General features: G+C 72.1%; 19 protein-coding genes and 1 pseudogene. 6 read left to right on the forward strand and 14 right to left on the reverse strand.

The annotated features are described in order from the left end of the window. Window positions 1–293: pseudogene (locus ACZ7OH_RS50795) on the reverse strand (fasciclin domain-containing protein); the annotation flags it as partial. A gap of 438 nt (window positions 294–731) precedes the next feature. Between ACZ7OH_RS50795 and sigK the strand changes: the two are divergent. The 3 genes from sigK to ACZ7OH_RS50810 all read left to right on the forward strand — a co-directional run bounded on the left by sigK (window position 732) and on the right by ACZ7OH_RS50810 (window position 2318). Next, window positions 732–1331 (forward strand): ECF RNA polymerase sigma factor SigK, encoded by a 600-nt coding sequence (sigK, locus tag ACZ7OH_RS50800; RefSeq protein ID WP_470287536.1) that lies wholly within the window; start codon window positions 732–734, stop codon window positions 1329–1331. Next, complete coding sequence (locus tag ACZ7OH_RS50805) at window positions 1328–2047, forward strand: anti-sigma factor (RefSeq protein ID WP_470287537.1); 720 nt, start codon at window positions 1328–1330, stop codon at window positions 2045–2047. Before sigK ends, ACZ7OH_RS50805 begins: the two co-directional genes overlap by 4 nt. A 112-nt stretch (window positions 2048–2159) precedes the next feature. Then, window positions 2160–2318, forward strand: coding sequence for a hypothetical protein (locus tag ACZ7OH_RS50810; RefSeq protein ID WP_470287538.1), 159 nt, complete (start codon window positions 2160–2162; stop codon window positions 2316–2318). Window positions 2319–2397: 79 nt separating this feature from the next. On the opposite strand, the gene ACZ7OH_RS50815 is transcribed toward ACZ7OH_RS50810, so the two are convergent. After that, on the reverse strand, window positions 2398–4134 hold the full coding sequence (locus ACZ7OH_RS50815; RefSeq protein WP_470287539.1) for a hypothetical protein: 1737 nt from the start codon (window positions 4132–4134) through the stop codon (window positions 2398–2400). A gap of 37 nt (window positions 4135–4171) precedes the next feature. Further along, on the reverse strand, window positions 4172–4966 hold the full coding sequence (locus ACZ7OH_RS50820; RefSeq protein WP_470287540.1) for a hypothetical protein: 795 nt from the start codon (window positions 4964–4966) through the stop codon (window positions 4172–4174). A 367-nt stretch (window positions 4967–5333) separates the two neighbouring features. On the opposite strand from ACZ7OH_RS50820, the gene ACZ7OH_RS50825 reads away from it, so the two are divergent. Then, window positions 5334–6293, forward strand: coding sequence for a ferritin-like domain-containing protein (locus ACZ7OH_RS50825; protein ID WP_470287541.1), 960 nt, complete (start codon window positions 5334–5336; stop codon window positions 6291–6293). Window positions 6294–6704: 411 nt separating this feature from the next. Here ACZ7OH_RS50825 and ACZ7OH_RS50830 read toward each other — a convergent pair whose 3' ends face one another. Continuing rightward, window positions 6705–7298, reverse strand: coding sequence for a DUF2218 domain-containing protein (locus tag ACZ7OH_RS50830; RefSeq protein ID WP_470287542.1), 594 nt, complete (start codon window positions 7296–7298; stop codon window positions 6705–6707). A 4-nt stretch (window positions 7299–7302) separates the two neighbouring features. Further along, entirely contained in the window at window positions 7303–7923 is a 621-nt protein-coding gene (locus ACZ7OH_RS50835) for a class I SAM-dependent methyltransferase (RefSeq protein WP_470287543.1), read from the reverse strand. 76 nt (window positions 7924–7999) lie between these two features. Here ACZ7OH_RS50835 and ACZ7OH_RS50840 point away from each other — a divergent pair, with 76 nt between their 5' ends. Continuing rightward, window positions 8000–8608: a TetR/AcrR family transcriptional regulator gene (locus ACZ7OH_RS50840; RefSeq protein WP_470287544.1), complete on the forward strand. Its 609-nt coding sequence runs from the start codon at window positions 8000–8002 to the stop codon at window positions 8606–8608. On the opposite strand, the gene ACZ7OH_RS50845 is transcribed toward ACZ7OH_RS50840, so the two are convergent. The 5 genes from ACZ7OH_RS50845 to ACZ7OH_RS50865 form a co-directional block, all read right to left on the reverse strand. Next, entirely contained in the window at window positions 8589–8822 is a 234-nt protein-coding gene (locus ACZ7OH_RS50845) for a hypothetical protein (RefSeq protein WP_470287545.1), read from the reverse strand. The genes ACZ7OH_RS50840 and ACZ7OH_RS50845 overlap by 20 nt on opposite strands. Before the next feature lie 99 nt (window positions 8823–8921). Then, window positions 8922–10118, reverse strand: coding sequence for an MFS transporter (locus ACZ7OH_RS50850; RefSeq protein WP_470287546.1), 1197 nt, complete (start codon window positions 10116–10118; stop codon window positions 8922–8924). Beyond that, a complete protein-coding gene (locus tag ACZ7OH_RS50855; protein ID WP_470287547.1) occupies window positions 10115–10756 on the reverse strand; it encodes a DedA family protein in 642 nt (213 codons plus the stop codon). Before ACZ7OH_RS50855 ends, ACZ7OH_RS50850 begins: the two co-directional genes overlap by 4 nt. A 1-nt stretch (window position 10757) precedes the next feature. Next, window positions 10758–11366: a phosphatase PAP2 family protein gene (locus ACZ7OH_RS50860; RefSeq protein WP_470287548.1), complete on the reverse strand. Its 609-nt coding sequence runs from the start codon at window positions 11364–11366 to the stop codon at window positions 10758–10760. Between the two features lie 13 nt (window positions 11367–11379). Beyond that, window positions 11380–11925 carry a Chromate resistance protein ChrB gene (locus tag ACZ7OH_RS50865; RefSeq protein WP_470287549.1) on the reverse strand — a complete coding sequence of 182 codons (546 nt, stop codon included), beginning with the start codon at window positions 11923–11925 and terminating at the stop codon, window positions 11380–11382. 34 nt (window positions 11926–11959) lie between these two features. Between ACZ7OH_RS50865 and ACZ7OH_RS50870 the strand changes: the two genes are divergently transcribed. Next, on the forward strand, window positions 11960–12652 hold the full coding sequence (locus tag ACZ7OH_RS50870; protein ID WP_470287550.1) for a hypothetical protein: 693 nt from the start codon (window positions 11960–11962) through the stop codon (window positions 12650–12652). A 152-nt stretch (window positions 12653–12804) separates the two neighbouring features. Here the strand turns inward: ACZ7OH_RS50870 and ACZ7OH_RS50875 are convergent, their stop codons facing one another. From ACZ7OH_RS50875 to ACZ7OH_RS50890, 4 genes are read right to left on the reverse strand one after another with little or no spacing between them, the layout of a single operon-like run. Beyond that, window positions 12805–14616 carry an acyclic terpene utilization AtuA family protein gene (locus ACZ7OH_RS50875; RefSeq protein WP_470287551.1) on the reverse strand — a complete coding sequence of 604 codons (1812 nt, stop codon included), beginning with the start codon at window positions 14614–14616 and terminating at the stop codon, window positions 12805–12807. After that, window positions 14613–15404: a TIGR03084 family metal-binding protein gene (locus ACZ7OH_RS50880; protein ID WP_470287552.1), complete on the reverse strand. Its 792-nt coding sequence runs from the start codon at window positions 15402–15404 to the stop codon at window positions 14613–14615. The genes ACZ7OH_RS50875 and ACZ7OH_RS50880 overlap by 4 nt, the downstream gene beginning before the upstream one ends. Before the next feature lies 1 nt (window position 15405). Continuing rightward, window positions 15406–16149 (reverse strand): enoyl-CoA hydratase/isomerase family protein, encoded by a 744-nt coding sequence (locus ACZ7OH_RS50885; RefSeq protein ID WP_470287553.1) that lies wholly within the window; start codon window positions 16147–16149, stop codon window positions 15406–15408. After that, complete coding sequence (locus tag ACZ7OH_RS50890) at window positions 16146–18104, reverse strand: acetyl/propionyl/methylcrotonyl-CoA carboxylase subunit alpha (protein WP_470287554.1); 1959 nt, start codon at window positions 18102–18104, stop codon at window positions 16146–16148. The genes ACZ7OH_RS50885 and ACZ7OH_RS50890 overlap by 4 nt, the downstream gene beginning before the upstream one ends. Between the last annotated feature and the right edge of the window lie 3 nt (window positions 18105–18107).

Below are 18107 nucleotides of genomic sequence, written 5' to 3' on the forward strand. Positions count from 1 at the left end.
AGCAGCGGGTTCGTCGACGCGGCCGAAGCGACCGGCTGCGGGCCCATCGAGTCCAGCGAACCGGGCGCGGAACCCTGCGGCAGCTGCGAACAGGCCGGGCCGAAGACGTCGGCGTTGGTCGTCACGCCGTTGGACGCGGCGGAGTCGGCGGAAGACGACGGCGCGGCCATCGACGACGACGGGGCCGGGGCGCTGGAGCTGCCCGAGGAAGCGGTGTTGCTGCTGCCACACGCGGTCAGGGTCAGCGCGGCGGCCGCGGTCAGACCGATACCGGCAATACGAAGGTTACGCACGAAAATCACTCCATGTGGTTAATGAAAGCGGCTGATCCCTTGCGGGAAACTCTCTGACTGCTGGTGATTCGCGGCCTCACGCGAACCGGATTGGTCGTTCGCGAATGTTTTCTCAGGCGGCGGTGACTTCGCCCCTCTCGATGCCGGTGTGCTGGGCCCACGCGACTCCCGCGACCCGGACCTTTCCCTTGTGGACGTTGGCGAGCTCCGTCTTGATCGGCGCCTCCTGACTCCATCCGCGCTTGAGCCAGGCGGGCCGGGACCCGGCGCGCGGCTTGCCCGATCCACTGTGGACATCGGGTTTCCGCTCGTCCTCATGGGTGACCGGCCGGGTTTCTCGTCACAGCACCAATCCGCACGGGCCGGCCGGGACGAACTCCTCGTGACCGCCGCCGACCGCGGCACGTGACTCGGCGCCCGCCGGGAAGGACAGGTGCCATGACCGCCCGCGCAGTCGCGCTCCGCACCGGCATCGCATCGGTGCCGGAACCGGAGACCACACCCGAGCAGCTGCTCGCCCGCTCCGCCCTAGGCGACGAGCAGGCCTTCGCCGCGCTCTACGACCGGCTGGCCGGGCCGATCTTCGGCACCGTGCTCCAGGTGCTGCGCTCGCGCGCGCACGCCGAGGAGGTCACCCAGGAGGTCCTGCTCGAGATCTGGCGCAAGGCGGCGACGTTCGACGCCGGACGCGGGCGTGTGCAGACCTGGGCGCTGACCATCGCGCACCGCCGCGCCATCGACCGGGTCCGGTCCGAGCAGGCGTGCGTCAACCGGGAAGACCGGGCCGAGCGGCTGGACCTGCGCCGTCCCTACGACGACGTCACCGAGGCGACGCTGGACCACCTCGACCGCGCGGAGGTCCGCGCTGCCTTGGCGGTCCTGACCGAGCTCCAGCGGGAGTCGATCCTGCTCGCCTACTTTCAGGGCTACACCTGCCGGGAAGTCTCCGACGAACTCGGTGTCGCGATCGGCACCGTCAAGACCCGCATGCGGGACGGCCTGATCCGCCTGCGCGACGCTCTGGGAGTGCACCGATGACCACCGCCGACGCCCACATCCTCGCCGGCGCGTACGCCCTCGACGCGGTCGACGACCTCGAACGCGCCGCGTTCACCCGGCACCTGGGTGAATGCCCGGTCTGCGCCGAGGAAGTCGCCGGCTTTCAGGAGACCGCTGCCCTTCTGGGTGCCGCGGCCGCCGCCGTTCCGGACGGAAGCTTCCGCGGGCGGGTGCTCGCCGAGATCGCCCAGACGCGGCAGCTGCCGCCCCGCGTCACCACCGAGCCCGCCGTCCCGGCCCGTCGCGCTCCGTGGCGCAAGCGCGCGCTGATCGGGATCGCGTCCGTCGCCGCGGCGGCCGCCGTGCTCACCGGCGGGATCAGCATCGGGCTGGACCAGTCGGTCTCCGGCCGTCCGGTACCGGTGGCCGAAGGCGGCGCGGTGACCTCCGCGCCGGACGCGACCACCGTGCGCACCGCCGCGGCCAATGGCGGCTCGGTCTCGGCCACGGCTTCCCGCCGGCTGGGCCAAGTCCTCGTCGCCGCGCAGGCGCTCCCACGGCTGGACGCCGGCCACGCCTACGAGGTGTGGCTGACCGGGCCGAGCGCGCCACGGTCGGCGGGACTGCTCGGGCCCGACGGCACCCTCGAGACCGCGCTCCCCGCGGGCGTCGACGGTGTCGCGGTGACCGTCGAGCCCGCCACCGGATCGCTGCAGCCGACCACACCGTCGGTCGCAACCCTCACGGTCAGCTGACACCAGTGTGAAGGCCCGGTCACCGTCAGCCACGGCCGGCCCCTCCGAACTCCTGGTGATCCACTCACCATCCGGATCACGTCCGATGACCCTGTGAGGAGAAGGAGAACACGTGAGCACATTCCGCCGTCGCGTGCACTCGGCGGACGACCACGACCCGCACACCTCGCGCGAGCGCGAGCCCGCCGAGGGTGGCTGCCACGACAACTCAGGACGCCACGCTGAGCTGAGCGACGCCGGACAAGCCGTGGCTCGGTCGCTGTCCGGGTGACGGCTCTGCCCGGTCCGATACGAAGAAAGCGGGGCACCGGATTTCTCCGGTACCCCGCTCCTCGTTCTCCCGCGAACCGTCAGACGGTGTGCGGGGCGTGCGCGGCGGTGTTCCAGCCCGAGGCGAGGACGCCGGCGTCGCCGCCGTTGCCAGCCCAGCCGGAGTTCCCACCGGTGGTGGTGCTGTGGTTCCACGCGTCGCCGGTCCAGCCGGTGGCGCCCGTGTCACCCGAGTTGCCCGAGGTCACCGTGGTGGCCGACTTCATGCCCTCGTGCTGCCGGCCACCGTGGTGGCGGCCCTGCTGCTCGTGCCCGCGGGTCGAGGAGACGGCGGTGTTGCCGCCGGTCGAGCCCGAGTCGCCCGAGTTGCCGGACTTGCCGCTCACGGCGTTGTTCTTGCTGGTGGCGTTCCCGGCGTCGCCGGAGTTGCCACCGTTACCGCCCTTGGCGGCGCCGGTCACGACACCCAGGACGCCGGTGCGGCCGCCCTGCTCGTGCCGGTTCCAGCCCCAGCTGCGCCCACCGTTGTTCGAGACGGAGTTCCGGCCGGTGCTCACGACGGTGGCGTCGCCACCGTTGCCCGCCCAACCGGAGTTCCCGCCGGTGGTGGTGCTGGTGTTGCCCGCGTTACCGGTCGGACCGGTGGCGCCGGTGCCACCCGAGTTGCCCGAGGTCACCGTGGTGGCCGACTTCGTGCCGTTCTCGTGGTTCCAGCCACCGTTGTCACAGCCACAGTCGTGGTTCCAGCCGCCGTGGTTCCCGCGGCCGTTGTTCCGGCCGCCCACGGTCCACACGATGGCGCTGTTGCCGCCGGTGGCGCCGGAGTCGCCCGAGTTGCCGGACTTTCCGGTCACCGCCGTGTTGTGGCTGTTCGCGTTGCCGGCGTCGCCGGAGTTGCCTCCGTTGCCGCCTTTCGCGGTGCCGGTGACCGAGCCCAGGACGCCCGTGGTGCCGCCTTGGTCGTGCCGGTTCCAGCCCCAGCCGGGCCCACCGTTGTTCGCGGCGGAGTTCTCACCGGACGCGATCGTGGTGGCGTCACCACCGTTGCCCGCGTTGCCGGAGTTCCCGCCGCCGGTGGCGCTCCAGTTGGTCGCGTCGCCGGTCGAACCGGTGGCGCCGGTGTTCCCGGAGTCACCCGAGGACACGCTGGTGGTGCACTGCGCCAGCAGGCACAGCCCGTAGGCGCTGTTGCCACCGGTGGAACCGGAGTTCCCGGAATTGCCTGAGCTCCCCGTCACCGCGGAGTTGCCGCTGGTGGCGTTTCCGGCGTCGCCGGAGTTGCCGCCGTTGCCGCCCTTCGCGGCGCCGGTCACCGAGCCGAGGACGCCGCGGGCGCCCCGCGAGTCCGCGGTGTTCCGGCCCGACGCCGCCGACGTCCCGGAGCCGCCGTTGCCGGCGTTCCCGGAGTTGCCGCCGGTGGTGCTGCTGGTGTTCGAGGCGTTCCCGGTCGAGCCGGTCGCGCCCGTGTTCCCGGAGTTGCCCGAGGACACCGACGTGCTGCACCGGGCCAGGACACAGACGCCGTAGGCGCTGTTGTGCCCGGTCGACCCGGAGTTGCCCGAGTTACCGGAGTTCCCGCTCACAGCGTTGTTGCTGCTGCTCGCGTTCCCGCCGGAACCCGAGTCCCCGCCGTTGCCACCGGCCGAAACGCCGGAGACCACGGAGTGCAGGGTGTTGCCGAGCCCGCCGAGCGGGCCCGAGTTCCCGGTGTCCGCACTGGCCACCGCTGATCCCAGCAGGACGAACCCGCCGGAGATGAACGCGGCGGTCAGGCCGCGTCGTACGTACTTGTGCATGACTTCCCTTTCCTTGCCCATCTGTCCTTTGTGGATTTCCGGAGGTGGAAAGGGTTCGTCAGCTCGGATGGTCGTTTCCGTAGAAGACCAGCCAGTACAACGGCGCATGCCCACCCGGCGGGGCTCGCCAGGTGCGCTCGGTGCCCGGCATACCCGAACCGGGCTCGGTCACGCCGGACTCGCCGCCGTGCTGCCCGGCCGAACTCGCCGACACGGCACCGCTCGCCGCGGGTGCGGCGGGCGCGGGCGCGGGCGGTGTGCTGCCGCCACCCTCCGATCCGGACATCCGGCTGGCGGCGTCACGGTCGACGACCGTGCCCGGGTTCGGCGATCGCTCTGCGCGCGACTGTTCCGGCACAGCGGCCACATCGGACTCGAGGTGACTTGACGTCACCGCTGGTGTCGATGCTTGCCTCTGGTCAACCGGAGCAGGCTGGACGTCGTCCCGCGGAGCCGTCACCATCGTTCCGGCGACGGCCTTCACCGCGGGATCGGCGCCCACTACGTGGACGACCGGCTCGGTCACCGGACGCACCACCGACAGCACCGGCTCCACCAGAGCGATCACCGGCGTGACCGCCGGCGCCACTTGCGAGGACACCGTGTGCACGACGTCGGTCACCGATCGCAGCACCGGGCCGGCCGGCTTGACCGCGTTCTGCAGCGGCTTGCCGGCCACGAAGAGCAGACCTGGCCGATCCGGCTGGTCAGGCGACCTTTCGGACGCGTTCGCGGTGCCCGACAACAGCACCGCCAGGACACCGAACCCGACAAGCGTGCCCGCGACCACGAGGACCCGCGCCAGCACCGAGCATTCGTCGGCCGGCACGGTGTCGAACTGGGAAGTATTCATCCATCTCACCTCCCTTCACGTGCGAAGTTCACCCGTCAGTGGGCTTTCGCCGCGAGATCGTCACCGGATTGGGGGCGCGCGCGATCTTTTTTTCTTTCCTTCGTGGCGTTTCTACCGTTCAGTAACGGGTACGCTTCGCCACTTTTGCGCAGCTGCAGGGGTTCTTCGGGCACGGGCCGGACAGAGTGGACACCACCTGCCGCCGCTGACCACCTCGCTCACCCGATCCGGAATCCGACCTGTCCGCCGGCCCTCCGGCCCCGAACAGGAGAGGTCAACGACGGATCCATCCCGCGCGCCCGGGAGGCCATGCCGGTGCACGGGACACGCTCGTGCTCAGATTGCGCGCGAGCGGGAAGGAGAGCACGTGTTCGGCAAACGCTATGCCGCCTCGATGATCAACCGGAGCGCCGAGAACGACCAGGACCGCCGCCGCTTCCTCAAAGCCGCCGGCATGACCGGCCTCGGCGTCGTCGGCGCCGGAGCCCTCGGCGGCCTCGCCACCGGGACCGCGTCCGCCGCGACCGTGCGGCCCACCGCCGAGGCCGCGCCAAGCGGGGTGAGCGACGGAGCGGTCTTGAACTTCGCCCTCAACCTCGAATACCTCGAAGCCGAGTTCTACCTGCACGCCGTCACCGGCAAGGGCCTCGCCGACTCGATGACCACCGGCACCGGCACCCGCGGCGGCGTCACCGGCGGCCGCGCCGTCCGGTTCGAGACCAGGGCCGCGCGCCAGTACGCCCAGGAGATCGCGGGCGACGAGAAGGCCCACGTCCAGTTCCTGCGCTCCGCACTCGGATCAGCCGCGGTCAGCAGGCCCGCCATCGACCTGCAGTCCAGCTTCACCGCCGCCGCCCAGGCCGCCGGGCTCGTCAAACCCGGCCACAGCTTCGACGCCTTCGCCTGCGAGGAGAACTTCCTGCTCGCCGCGTTCCTGTTCGAAGACGTCGGCGTCACCGCCTACAAGGGCGCCGCCCCGCTGATCACCAACAAGACCTACCTCGAAGCGGCCGCCGGGATCCTTGCCGTCGAGGCCTACCACGCCGGCAACATCCGCAGCGCCCTCTACCAGCGCGGCGACGCCAAAGCGACGGTCAAGCTGTCGGACGCCCGCGACAGCCTCGACGGCCCCACCGACGACGACCAAGGCGTCATCGACAGCCACGGCAACGCCAACATCGTCCCCACCGACGCCAACGGCATCGCCTACAGCCGCTCCCCCGGCCAAGTTCTCAACATCGTGTACCTGACCAACAAGGCCGCCACCTCCGGCGGGTTCTTCCCCAAGGGTGTCAACGGCGAGGTCAACACCAGCGCCGCCCACTGACCCACGGCGAGCCGGGGCCGGGTCCCGTCGGGGGACCCGGCCCCATCTCGCCGCTACTCCCCGAGGGGTGCCGCCCTGTTCATCCTCAGCCAAGGACGGTCTCACTTCCGCGCAGCAGCAGATCGGTTCCGAGATCGGCCCCGAGTTCGCGCAGCTGCGCCGCCTCGACCCGTGCACGGCGCCGGCGCGGCTGATGACCGAGCCACGATCGGCTACCGATGACGGCAGACAGGCAGCGTAAGCGGAATACCCGCACCACTGCATTCGGCGAGCCAGGCACGGCTGGGTGGATGAGCGCAGCCGAAGTACACACACGGCCGAGGCCGGTTCAAACCGAGCCCAATGGTTGCACGCCTCGCCACGGCGGCCTGCCTGCTGTCGGGACGCTGACCGGCGACCGGAAGACCCTGGTCATCGCCCGAACCGCCGGAAATGTGCGGCACCACGTCCCCGGATTCGGCGTCGGGCCAGCAGGACCGTGACGACGATCTTGAGGATCACCAGCGCGAGCAGGACATCGGCGGCCACGCTCGTCCAGCGCCACGCCGCCACCGCGGCAGCGCCGACCACCACGTGTGCGGTGATGGCCAACACGACAGCCACCGCGAGCGCGATCACGGTGGCGCGCGACCGGCTCCCCTTCTCGTGAACGGTCACGTCGGCAAACTCGCCACCTTGCCAGCTCACCGTCAACCCGTCGCGCCGGCCGAACCTTTCCAGGTCCGCGGTGAGAATGCGCTGGAGCCCCGCCAGCTGGTCCGCGTCATCGGCTTCGACGCGCACCGTCAGTGTGTCCGTTGTGGACTCCAGGACGCAATCACCCCAGCTGAAGGCGATTTTCCCTTCGTTCCCGCCGTACTCGACGTCGACCACGTCGGGACGCGCTTGTCCATCCCCGCGGTGCAGGTGCCGCGCCTTCCCGCCCATGGCTTCGGCGTGGCGGCACAGCTGGGTGAGGAATCGCTCGGCGCGCGGGGTTTCGATGAGTGCTTCGGCGACCGGCATGGTTTCAGATCCTCGTCACGGCGGCGAGCCACGCGCGGATGCCGTCCGGGTCGGTGGTGATCTCGATGGTCGCCGGCACGATCGAGTCGACGCGCCACCCGTCGGCGAACGCGGCGGTGATGTCCGCCTGCGTCACGCGGTGCACCCAAGGCCAGTCGCCGGCCGGCTGGCGGTCGCTGAAACACAGCATGAAGTAGCGGCCGCCGGCGTTCAGCACGGCTCGCAGGCCCCGGACGTAGGCGGCGCGATCGTCGGCATCGAAGCTGTGGAACACGCCGCAGTCGAGGACGGTGTCGAACGACTCGCCGAGTTCGTCCAGTTCACGGGCGTCGTGGTGACGGAACCGCGCGGTTCGCCCTCGCTCGCGCGCCTTCTCTTCGCCACGGTGCAGAGCCGCGGACGCCAGATCGACTCCGGTGGCGTCCAGGCCCAGGCCCGCGCACATCAGCACGTGTTCCCCGGTCCCGCACCCGCAGTCGAGGACCCGGCCGCGGAGCGCACCCGCGTCGGCGAGAGCCCGGAATGCGCCTTGAGGCCGTCCGATATCCCACGGCGGCGGGGTGCGGTACAGGTCGTCGGGACCGCCCGGGCGGTGGGAACGGGAGTAGCTCGCTGAGGCGTTCATCAGCCCAGTTTTATCGAGACAGACTGTCGCTGTCAATTCACTCTGTCTCGGAGGCGTCGTTGTGTATGCTCAGCGCGTGCCGAAGCTGTGGAACGACACCATCGAGGCGCACCGGGAGGCGGTGCGCGACGCGACCCTGGACGCCACGGCCGAGCTGGTCGCCGAGCACGGCCTGACCGGCGTGAAGATGGCGCAGATCGCCGCGAAGACGGGGATCGGCCGGGCGACGCTGTACAAGTACTTCCCGGACGTCGAGGCGATCCTGGCCGCCTGGCATGAGCGCCACGTCCGCGCCCACTTGGCCCAGCTCACCGAGATCCGCGATCAGGACGGCACGGCAGGTGAACGCCTCGAGAAGGTGCTGAACGCGTACGCGAAGATCCAGCACGAGCGCGCCCAGCACCACCACGGCACCGAACCGGCGGCGCTGCTGCACCGCGGCGAGCACGTCACGCAGGCCCAGCACCACTTGCACGCGCTGTTCCGCGACCTGATCACAGAAGCGGCGAAAACCGGCGACGTCCGGGAGGACGTCTCCGCCGACGAGCTGGCGAGCTACTGCCTCCACGCCCTGACCGCGGCCGGCACCCTGCCCTCCCGCGCCGCCGCCGGCCGTTTGGCGAGCGTCACCCTGGCCGGACTGCGCCGGCCGGATCCCGGGCCGGTCAGCGGTGGGGCGGGGTGAAGCGCAGAACAGTCGACGCTGGGCTGCTCACCCGGAATGCCGACCGGACCCGGTCACCGACGACCGTGAGCCGGAAGGGATGCTCCGGCGTCGAGCGCCAGGCCTGGCCGCCGGCGGCGTCGACGTCGGTGTTGTGCACGTAGTCGGCGACCACGAGGACATCGCTACGTGCCCGCAATTCCAGGTGGAGCGCCTGGCTCTGTACAGCAGCCACCACTCGTCGGCGGCCCGCTCCTCGACAGCGGTTTTCAGACACCGCAACGCCTTCTGGGCATAACACCAGGTGTTGAAGTACATCGCGGTCGGGTGCCGGTCATGCGCGTGCCCCGTTTCCTGCGGTCCGCGCGCCGAGCACGGCCACCGCTGCAGCCGCGAGGAGGGCGGCCAGGCCGAGGAACCCGGCGCCGAGGGTGGCTGCCGAGGCGACCGCGCCGACCAGCAGCGGGCCGCCGGCGTCGCCGAGTTCCCGGCCGACCTCGGCGGCGCCCATGGTCTGCCCGAGCCGTTCTTGCGGGGTGACGGCGGCGAGGTGGGCGAACCCGAGCGGCGTCGCCAGCCCCACCCCCGCGCCGATGGCCACCGCTGCCACGAGTACGCCGGCGACCCCGGGTAGCACGGCGGCCAGCGCCATCCCGGCGGCGGCAAGGGCAAGCCCGCCGGCCATGCCGATCCCGTCGCGCAGCCGCCCGGCGTCGCGGGCTCGTCCGGACCACGGCTGCACCAGCGCCGAGCAGAGCGCCAGCAGCGAAACGGCCGCGCCGGTCACCAGCGGGGTCAGGCCGGAGGCGGCGCCCGTCACCGGCAAGAATCCCACCCCGACCGCCAGCGCCGCGGTCGTGGCGGCGAGCGTCGCGGTTGGACGCAGGAAGGCCGGCGAGGTCAGGCGGCGGGCCAGATCCAGCACGGTCTGGCGCGTGCGCGGCAGCGGGGGCGCCGGGGGTACGACCACCGCGGCCCAGCCGGTGACGGCCAGCGCGAGCACGGCGAGGGTGCCGAACAACAGCGGGAACCCGCCGAGGGTGATCAGGACTCCGCCGAGCAGCGGGCCGGCGGTGTAGCCGACGCTCTTCCACGCACCGTAGCCCCCGAAGGCGCGTCCCTGCCGTTTCGCCGGGGACAACCGGGCGACGAGCACGCCGGCGGCCGGGGAGAACGCCGCCGCGGCCGCGCCCTGGCCCAGCCGGGCCAGTCCCACCGCGGCCGGGTTCCCGGCGAGGACGAACGCGGCGGACGCGACGGTGAACGCGAGCAGCCCGCCCAGCAGCACCGGCCGGGGCCCGATCCGGTCGGCCAGCGACCCGAACACCGGTTTCAGGATCACCTCGGCGCCGTCGTACATGGCGAGCAGCAGGCCGAGGGTGAGCAGCGAGGCGTGTTCGCCGTGGGTGTACGCGCCGAGGCTGGCGGCGATGCTGTGCGCGCCGAACGCCGTCACGAACCCCGCCGCGTACAACGGCCGCAGCGCGGCGGCCGACCCGGCCGTGGTGTGCTCGGAAGACTCGGTGCTCACCCGCGCGGCTCCTCTCCGGTACGCCGGCGCCGCAGCAGGTGCCGGATGACGAGCGCGGCCAGCCCCACCGCGACCGCGATCAGGACGTAGAGCTGGTAGCGGTGGATCTGCTCGTAGATGACGGTGATGTGGGTGCCGGCGAGATCGCCCAGCGCGGCCCAGGCACCGACCCACAGCGCGGCCCCGATCGCGTTGAACGCGAGGAACCGCCGCCACGGCATCCCGGTGACACCGGCGATGATCCCGTTGGCCTGGCGCAGGCCCTCGACAAACCGGGCGACCACGACGATCTTCCCGCCGTGGCGGGTGAAGAACCGCTCTGCCGTGTCGAGGCGTCGTTCGGTCAGGAAGACGTAGCGGCCGAACCGCAGCACCAGCCGGCGGCCACCGAACCGGCCGATCGCGTACCCGATGTTGTCGCCGGCGATCGCCGCGGCGATCGCGACCACGACGACGGCGGCGATGTCGAGATGGCCCGCGCCGGCGTAGACCGCGGCGGCGATCAGCACCGTCTCACCGGGTGCCGGGACACCGAAGTCCTCCAGCATGATGAGCCCGGCGACCGCCAGGTAGCCGTAGTGGTCCAGCAGCGGCGCCAGGCTTCCCAGCACCCCCGGCAGCTCCGGTGCGGCGGTCATGTCAGCCCGACACCGGGACGACCGGACGTGGTGCGCTGGTCAGCACCGGCCGCAGCGGGGTGCGCTCGCCCCGTTCGACCAGCCACACCAGCACCCGGCGGACCAGCCAGAACCCGGCCAGGCTGACCGCGGCACCCACCACGAGCCCGGCTACCACGTCCTGGGGGTAGTGCGCGGCGATGTACACCCGCGAGAAGGCCATCACCGCCGCGGCGAGAGCCGCGAGCACACCGAGTCGCCGATCGACCAGGAACAGCCCGGCGGCGACCGCGCCGGCCATCACCGCGTGATCGCTCGGGAACGACGGATCGAGGCTGCGCTGCGCGAGAACGACGATGTTCGGCAGCGTCGTGTACGGGCGGGGTTCTCCCACGAGCGCGGAGAGCGGCTGGTTGACGCCCAGTGCGAGCAGCATGCCCAGCGGCGCCCACAGTGCCGCCGCCACCCGGACCGGGTTCGCTTGACGGCGTGCCGACCACCACCCGGCCAGCAGCAAGGCGGCGAACAGCACCAGACCGTAGGTGGCGTAGGTGGAGACGATCGCGTGCAGCCACGGGGTCGTCCGCACGAAATCGTTGATCAAGAGGAACAGCTGGGTATCGGCGTTCATGTCGACTCTCGGCTCACATCTGGTGCAGGGCTTGGAAAACCAGCTCGGTGTACTCGGCGAGCCGGTCGGCGCAGTGTTTGAGCTGGACCTCGGCCTCGGCCGCCGACGGAGCGCCGAACACGTCGCGGACCTTCAGCTCCCGATGCCAGCGGCGCAGCCGCTCCAGGCTCTGCTCCTCCTCTTCCAGTTCGGCCATGGTGAACTTCTCGACGCGGATCTCCTTGTCGATCTCGGCGTCGAACTTGCCGCAATCGGCCAGGAACTCGCGCCATTCGTCCTCGCGATCGGCGGTGAACAGCTCCTCCAGCCGCGCGCCGTCGCGCTCGCTGCGCCCGGCCGCGTCGAGCACCACCACCTCACCGTCGCCGCGCTCGGCGAGGGCGACCACCCGGTGCAGGCCCTCGGCGAACCCGGCCACGTCCGGCACCGTCCAGGTGCCCTGGCCGAGCGACAGAGCCCCGATCCGGCGCAGCTCCCGCCACACCGCGACCCGATGCCGCGACGGCGCCGCCGGCACCCGCACCACCAGCACCTGCCACTTGCCCGATCTCTCCGCCACGAGCGTCAGTGTATCACCTGTTACATTCTTCGTTGTGCAAAAAGAAGAGAGCGCGATGGGAACCCGTCCACTGTCGCGGCGGACACTGCTCGGCGCCGCCGCCGGATCGACGGCTTTGCTGGCCGGCGGCTGCGGTAACACTCAGCAGGTCCAACCCGCCGCGCTACCGCCCGCACCGGCGAGCGGCGCCCTGATCATGATCATCAGGCACGCCGAGAAGCCGGCAGGCTCCGGCGCACCACGAGGCATCGACGCCGACGGCAACGCCGACCCGCATTCCCTGACGGTCGGCGGCTGGACCCGTGCGGGCGCACTGGTGGAACTGTTCGCCCCCGGCGTCGGCAGCGTCCGTCGCGGTCTCGCCCGTCCCACGGCGATCTACGCCGCCGGCGGCAGCGGCGGAGAAGGCCAGCGTCCCCGCGAAACCGTCGGCCCCCTCGCGGCCCGGCTCGGCCTCCCGGTCACCACCACCTTCGCCAAAGGGGGCGAGGCTGCGTTGGCGGCGGAAGTCGCCCGCCGCGGCGGCGTCACCTTGATCAGCTGGCAACACGAAGAAATCCCCGCGCTGGCCACGGCGGTCGGGACGATCGATCCCGCGCCGCCCAAGAGCTGGCCGGACAACCGATTCGACGTCGTGTGGGTCCTGGCGCCAACCGGGGCGGGCTGGTCCTTCACCCAAGTCTCCCAGCTGCTTCTCGCGGGCGACAGCGCGGATCCGATCAGCTGAACAAGAAGCTCGTCAATCCGGCCGGACTTCGAGGGCTGCTCGGCGAACCGATCAGCGCCGCGCTCCGGCGGCACGGCACCAGGCCGCAGCAGCCGCTCGCCGGCTGCGCCTTGCGCGGATCGATCCGGGCCGAGCACGCGACCAGTGTGTCGTCACCGACTGGCGATTCGTCCACCAGGGCATGCCCGACGAGGCGATCGCCGACACCGGCGGAGGAGGTCCTCCGGCACGTCGACCGCACGACTGCGCAGGTATTCACCGAGCCCCTTGGCCTGCGGATCCGGACGGACCGACGCCGCGACGCCCGCACCGAGGAGCCCGACCACCACGAAGTTGAGCGCGCGCAGGTTCGGCAGTTCGAAGCGCCGGACTTCGAGGGCGGCCGCTTCGGGCAGCAGCGCCCGGAACCGGTCTTCGTCGAGGTGGTGCCGGAGCCAGTCGTACTCCTCGTCGGTCCGGGTCCAGAGCCCGATGTTGGCGTTGCCGCCCTTGTCGCCGGACCGGGCGCCGGCCACCTCGCCCAGCGGCACCCGGCGGGTCGGGCCCTCGAACACCCGGGGTTCGGCCGCGACGGAGTGCGTCGAGATCGGCCCTGGCCCGGACGGCGGGTGCGGGATCACCCGCCGGGTGCCGTCGGGCAGGGTCACGCGGTGCTCGACCTCGGTTGCCGGAACCAGGGTCGGCCAGTAGACGCCGAATCCACTCTCCGCGGACGGCGGGGTCGTCGTGTGGAACCCCGGGTAGCCGCCGAGCGCCAGCTCCATCGTCGTGTTCGAGAAACGCCGGCCCACCTTGGCCTTGTCCGGGTCCTTGACCGTGACCCGCAGGTGGGCGGTGGCTTCGGCGTTCACGGGCGCGTCCGGATGGTCGAACCGCAGCAGCGTCACGTCGACCTCGGCGAACTGCTCCTTGCCACCCAGCAGCTCGAACAGCTGCTGCTCGGCCCACGCGGCCTTCTCCTCGATCCGGGTGCCGGTGAGCACCAGGGTCATCGTGTTCCGGTAGCCGCCGTCGTGGTTCAGGGCGACCTTGAGCCGGTCGCTCGGCGGGCTGCCGCGGGTACCGCTGATCCGCACCCGGTCGGAGCCGGCCTGGTCGAGCCGGACGGTGTCGAAGTGCGCGACCGCGTCGGGTCCGGCGTAGGCCGGTTCGGCGATCTCGTACAGCAGCTGCGCGGTGACCGTGCCGACCGAGACCAGGCCGCCGGTGTCGTCGTGCTTGGTGATCACGCTCGAGCCGTCGGCCGCGACCTCGGCGATCGGGAAGCCCGGGTAGCGGCGGTCGGTGATCTCTTCGAAGAAGGCGTAGTTGCCGCCGGTGGCCTGCGGGCCGCACTCGATCACGTGCCCCGCGGCCATCGCGCCCGCGATCGCGTCGAAGTCCGTGGGCGCCCAGCCGTGCCACCAGGCCGCCGGGCCGGCCACCAGCGACGCGTCGGTGACGCGGCCGGTGACGACGACGTCGGCCTCGGCCGCCAGCGCTTCGGCGATGCCCCAGCCGCCGAGGTAGGCGTTGGCGGTCACCGGGGTCACCCCGGCCTCGGCGAGCTTGCGCCCGGTGTCGAGGTGGGTCAGGTCGTGTCCGGCCGCCTGCAGCTCCCCGAGCCGGTCGACGAGGTCGTCGCCGTCCACGTGGGCGATCTTCGGGTGCAGGCCCAGCCGTTCGGCGAGTGCGCCGATCTCGGCCGCCAGCCCCGGCGGGTTCAGGCCGCCGGCGTTGGAGACGATCCGGATGCCCCGGTCCAGGCAGATGCCCAGCACCTCCTCGAGCTGGGTGAGGAACGTCTTGGCGTAGCCCGCGGACGGGTCCTTCCGCCGGGCTTTCCAGAGGATCAGCATGGTCAGCTCGGCGAGGTAGTCGCCGGTGAGGACGTCGATCGGGCCGCCCTCGACCATCTCCCTCGCCGCGGCGAAGCGGTCGCCGTAGAAGCCGGAACAGTTCGCGATCCGGACCGGGCGGCTCATGCGTGGCTCCGTTGGCGGCCGGGCCCGGGTGCTCCGGCGAAGGCCTGCGCGATCCCGATCCACTCGTGGGCCACCGGTCCGGTCACGACGAGCCCGGTGTCGTCGACGTGGCGGCGCTGGGTGACCGCCAGGCAGAAGTCGAGCGCCGTGCCTTCGACGCGGTCGGCGGCGTCCGCGTCACCCCAGGTCCACAGTGGACCGGAGGGTGCACGCAGCTCCACGCGGATCGGCGCCGTCGGCACCGCGCGGCCGTTGAGCCGGAAGCTGAACGCGGTCGTCGAGACGCCGAGGTGGGCGATGTGCCGCAACCGGTCGGTGGGTGCGCGCCGCACGCCGAGGGCGTCGGCGATGTCCTGGCCGTGCGCCCAGGTTTCCATGATCCGCGCGGTGACCGAGGAGGCCACGCTCATGTCGGGGCCGTACCACGGCAGCCGGGCACGCGGATCGCGCCCGCGGAACGCCGTGACGAACGCGGCACGGGCCCGCGTGAACCACGCCCGGGCCTCGTCCGCGGTCAGCCCCGCGTGCTGCGCGGCGACGCGGTCGGGGAAGTCCAGGCCGCCGGCCATCAGCGCCGACGCCGCCCGCCGGAAACCCTCGGGGTCGACGGCGGCTCGCGTCGCGGCTTCGTCGAAGAACGCGAGATGGGTGACCTGGTCCCGGATGGTCCACCCGGCCGCGGGCGTGGGCCGGGCGATCCCGCCGTCGTCCAGCGAGCCGATCATCGCTTCGACGTCGGCGGCTTCGGCCAGCAGGTCGTCGAGGAGCGCGTCCAGGGAGACGGCCATGTCAGCGTCCTTCCCACACGGGCCGGCGCTTCTCGCGAAACGCCGCCGGGCCTTCCTGCGCGTCCCGCGAGCGGTACACCGGGGCCCAGATCTCCTCGGCGCACTCAAAGACGTCGGCGCGGGACAGGTAAGCGGTCCGCTTGGCCGCGCGTACCGAGAGCGGCGCGTTGGCCGCGATGCGCTCGGCGAGCGCCTGCGTCCGGGACCGCAGCTCGGCCGCCGGGACGACGTCGTTGACCAGCCCGACCTCCCGCGCCCGGTGCGCGTCGACCGGGTCGCCGGTCAGCAGGATCTCCATGGCGATCCGCGGTGGCACCAGCCAGGACAGCGGGGCCGCCCACGGCGCGCCCCGGCCCACCTTCACCTCGGTCACCGCGAACCGCGCGTGCTCGGCCGCGACGACGAGGTCGCACTGCTGGGCCAGCAGGAACCCACCGGCGTAGGCGACGCCGTTCACGGCGGCGATCGTGGGCTTCGGCACGTCGATGTTCCGGCCGAACTGCGGCAGGAAGTCCGGCGGCGGGACTTCGAGAGCCGTCTCGGCCATCTCCTTGAGGTCACCGCCGGCGCAGAACGCCTGGTCGCCGGCCCCGGTCAGCACGAGCACCGCGGCCGACTCGTCGGCGACGAACCGCCGGGTGCCCGCCCACAGGCCGTTCCGGACCTCTTTGGACAGTGCGTTGCGCGCTTCGGGACGGTCGATCGTCAGCCAGGCGACCCCGTTGCGGACATCGTAGGAAATCACTCCTCCACCACCGCCAGCACCTGGCCGGTGTCGACCTGGTCGCCTTGGCGCACCCGCAGTTCGGCGACCGAGCCGTCGATCGGCGCGACGACGGTGTGCTCCATCTTCATCGCCTCCAGGACCACCAGCGCCTGCCCGGCCACGACGCGGTCCCCCGCGTCGACGAGGACCCGCACCACGGCGCCGGGCATCGCGGCGAGCAGCGACCCGGCGGCCGCGGCGGCGTCCGGGTCGGCGAAGCGCGGGACTTCGGCCAGCGCCGCCGCTCCGTCCGGTCCGTCCACATAGGACGTTCCGGCGCGGGTGTGCACCCGGTAAGCGCGGTGGACGCCGTCGATCTCCAGCTCGACGAGGTCGGGATCGGCGGAGATCAGCCGCACCGACTCGCCGAGCGGCGTGCCGTTGACCGTGAGCCGGAGACCGGTCCGGCGGACCGAGTAGGCGACGTCCAGGGTTTCGCCGCAGCCGAGGTAGGCGACCCGTTGCGGGACCCCGCCGACGTTGCGCCAGCCGGAGGGCATCTCGGGCACCACCCGCGCGTCCCGGCGGTGGCGGGCCTGGCGGGCCAGCGCCGCCGCGGCCGCCTGCCGGGCTCCGCCACCTTCGGACGCGCCGAGGGCGACGGGGTCGTGCCGGGTCAGGTATCCCGTGTCCGTGTGGCCGGCCAGGAACTCCGGCTCGCCCAGAATGCCGACGAGGAGGTCACGGTTCGTGGTCACGCCGTGGAGTTCGGCGTGCCGCAACGCGCGGGCCAGGGTCCGGGCGGCTTCGCGGCGGGTGCGGCCGTGGGCGATCACCTTGGCGAGCATCGGGTCGTAGTGCGGGCCGACCACCGAGCCGTCGACGACCCCGGAGTCGACCCGGACGCCGCGCAGCCCGGGGACGCGGAACCGGTGCAGCGTCCCGGTGGCGGGCAGGAAGCCGGCCGGGACGTCCTCGGCGTAGAGCCGGACCTCGATCGCGTGCCCGTCGATCCGCGCCCCGGTGACCTCGGGTGGCAGCGGCTCCCCCTCGGCGACGCGCAGCTGCAGTTCGACCAGGTCCAGGCCGGTGACCAGCTCGGTCACCGGGTGCTCGACCTGCAGGCGCGTGTTGACCTCCAGGAAGAAGAACCGGCCGTCCGCGTCCAGGACGAACTCGACGGTGCCGGCACCGGTGTAGCCGATCGCCTTCCCGGCGGCGACGGCCGCGGCGCCGAGCTCGGCGCGCAGGGCGTCGTCGACCGCCGGGGACGGGCATTCCTCGACGATCTTCTGGTAGCGGCGCTGGATCGAGCACTCGCGCTCGAACAGGTGCACCACTTCGCCGTGCGTATCCCCGAGGATCTGGACCTCGACGTGCCGCGGGTCGACGACGAACCGTTCGAGGAACACCGTTCCGTCGCCGAAGGCGGACGCGGCTTCGCGGCGGGCACCCTCGACGGCCTCGGCGAGCGCGGCGGAGTCGTGGACGACGCGCATGCCCCGGCCGCCGCCGCCGAACGCGGCCTTCACCAGCACCGGGAAGCCGATGGACGCGGCCACCGCGGCGAGGTCGGTGTCGTCGGTGACGGTCGCCCCCGGCAGGACCGGGACCCCGGCGGCGTCCATCAGGGCCTTGGCTTCGATCTTCGACCCCATCGAGGCGATGGCCTCCGGAGGAGGGCCGACGAACGTCAGCCCGGCCGCGGCGCAGTTGCGGGCGAATCCTGCGTTCTCCGACAGAAACCCGTACCCGGGGTGGACGGCGTCGGCGCCGGTGGCCCGCGCGGCGGCGATGACGAGATCGCCGCGGAGGTACGTCTCGGCCGGGGATGAACCGGGCAGCCGGACGGCCTCGTCGGCGAGCCGGGCGAAGGGCGCTCCCGCGTCCGGGTCGGAGTACACGGCGACGGTGGCGATGCCGAGGTCGTGCGCGGTGCGCATGACCCGCGCGGCGATCTCCCCGCGGTTGGCGACCAGCAGTTTCGTGATCATCGG

This window comes from Amycolatopsis sp. NPDC114478 (assembly GCF_055633805.1).